Genomic DNA, 2409 nt, shown 5'->3' on the forward strand with positions numbered 1-2409 from the left:
CGCCGTTCCGGTCCCAGCATCAACCGGAGTCTTTTCCGCCTGCCCGGTGAAGGGCACGGGAGTTGGACTCTGATTTTTGAAGGGATTTGGCCGCCATGCTCGGGCGCTTTTCCAGCGTCCCGGCCTCGGCGACTTAGAAGACTTTACACAGGTTCGGTGCCCGGTGCAACTCGGCAGCTGCCGGCCACCGGACCCCCTCTCCCCCACCCCTGCAGGCACGGCCAGGTTGCTCTTACATGGCTGGAGCCGGCACCCTGCGGGCACCGGCTCCAGCCAATCAACATGCGCTATCAATCAGGTGCGCACCGAATCAACTGCGTACCGGGTCAGCTGTGTCGCCGCCGCAGTGACCCCAGGACCATCAAAGATCCAGCCAGCACCGAACCGCCGGCAGCCAGCACCAACGAAACCGTATCCTCCGCACCGGTACGCGGGAGCCGCTCAGTAACCGGCACCGGAGCATACGCATTCACCAGCTCAACCGTCTGCGCCTGACCCGGCAGGATTGTCACCTCCGCGGTCCCCGAGGATTCAACCGTAACGTCCTCGTTCGCGCCCGAGCTCGGTTCAGACACGCTGCACAGTACGCCGGCCGGAATTCCCTCGAAGACCTGGCTGAAAGTACCTGCCGTAGTACCCGCCGGGATGACAAACACCTCATCCACTACCCCGTCACCGCACTGCACATGGATAGTGACGTCATCCTGCAGACCGGCGCCCAGTCCGCTAATTGTCTTCGCAACCACCAGGCTGCCGGGATTAAAGTCCACCGTATTCGTCACCGTAAGAACGTTCTCCCCCTCCGTGATAGTCACCGGATCCGGGAGGGATGCCGTGACCGTCACCTCCATAGTGGAACCCGTCGCGGTCTCCGTGACGGAACAGACGGTGCCGACCGGCAGGCCGGTGACAGTTTCTGTCACAGGTGCAGCCGTTCCGGCCGGGATCTCGAATATGAAGACGCCCGCTGCTGCGCAATCCAGACTCAGCGTTATGGCAGCCTGGCTGCCGACACCTTCACCTGCAAACTCCTTGTTGACCTGCAGATCGCCGGCAACGAAGAATTCCGCGGTCGCCTCCGCGGTGGCTTCCAGCACCGTGGTTGCTGCGAGTATGAGGGGCTGGGCGTTATCCCGAAGGGGATCACCGCCGTCGTAAAGGTAGACATTGCCCGTCTGGACGCTAACGGAAGCACGGGCACTGAGGACTCCGGGCGCGGTTGATGCCGGCGGGCCGCCCACCCAGACCTGGGTACCCGAAGCGACCACGCTCCCGCTGGGAATGGGAACGGTCCCCGCAGCGTCAGCAAAGATGGTGTACCCCACGGGAACAGAAACCGTAACCTCTGCCGCTCCCTCCGCGGCCACAGTAAAGGGGCCGGCCACGCCTCCCACCGGACCCGCGGCAACCAGCGGGTCAACGGTGACATTCGGTGCCGGCGGTTCCAACAGCGGCCCGTTCGCCTGGGCGTCCGCGACGATCGCCTCAACGACAGGTCGAATGACGGTTTCCGAAGTGTTGACCAGGTATCCGTCGGTGAAGTACCAGATAGCACCCTGCACCGCCGCAGCCTGCTGGTTTGCCGTCAGGCCCGCCGGCGCGGCGGGGTTCGCAGGATAATAATTGTTCAGGATGTAGTTCACGTAACCGATGTTGGCCACGTTGGATTCATCCCAAGCCCCCTGAACGTAGCCGATACCGACCTGGGTTTCCACCGCGGTGTCGATGCAGTACATCTGCCCGATCCCGCCTTCGGCATCCTCAGCGAGGATGATGCCCGCGAACCGGCCGGTCACGGGTACACCCGCCGGGTTCTCCTCCGGATACGGTGCCAAGGGATCCGGCGGGGTGGGATCGTTGGCGACGAAGGCCTGCACCCTCTGAGCGGGGCCAAGCGCGGTAGTCACCACTTCCGCATCTGCGCCGGCAACAGGGGCCGGCTCATTGGGATCTGCGTCTACCCACGACGCATTCGCCGGTGCAGCGAACGGTGCCAGCAGAATCGCAGCAGCGGCTGCGACGCCAAATAGTGTTGCCCGGAGGCGCCGCTCGTGTCCTGCTCGGCGGCTCAGGCGGGATGGCATGACATGGCTCATAAGGGTCTTCCTGCTTCCATTCCTGGAGACGGCTCGCGAGTAAACGCCGTAATCGCAGTGGCGTGCTGAGCACAGTACAGCCGGGATTCCGCAAAGGAACAGAAGGGACCGGAATATCGGCCTAAGCCGGCCGGAGACAGGAAATGCATATTGACATGTGCGGGGTTAAACAGGTGAGGGCCCCGCAACCATGCGGGGCCCTCAACCATCAAAATATTGTCCGGCGGTGACCTACTCTCCCACATCCTCCCGGATGCAGTACCATCGGCGCTGTGGGTCTTAGCTTCCGGGTTCGGAATGGGACCGGGCGTTT

General features: G+C 63.3%; 1 protein-coding gene and 1 rRNA gene. Both read right to left on the reverse strand.

Annotated features, from left to right (window positions below):
- Positions 1 to 326: 326 nt before the first annotated feature.
- On the reverse strand, positions 327 to 2096 hold the full coding sequence (locus tag AC5RTS_RS16240; protein WP_493993048.1) for a thioester domain-containing protein: 1770 nt from the start codon (positions 2094 to 2096) through the stop codon (positions 327 to 329).
- Positions 2097 to 2314: 218 nt separating this feature from the next.
- Positions 2315 to 2409: ribosomal RNA gene (rrf, locus tag AC5RTS_RS16245) — 5S ribosomal RNA — on the reverse strand; the annotation flags it as partial.

Source organism: Arthrobacter sp. MDT1-49-2 (assembly GCF_059090185.1).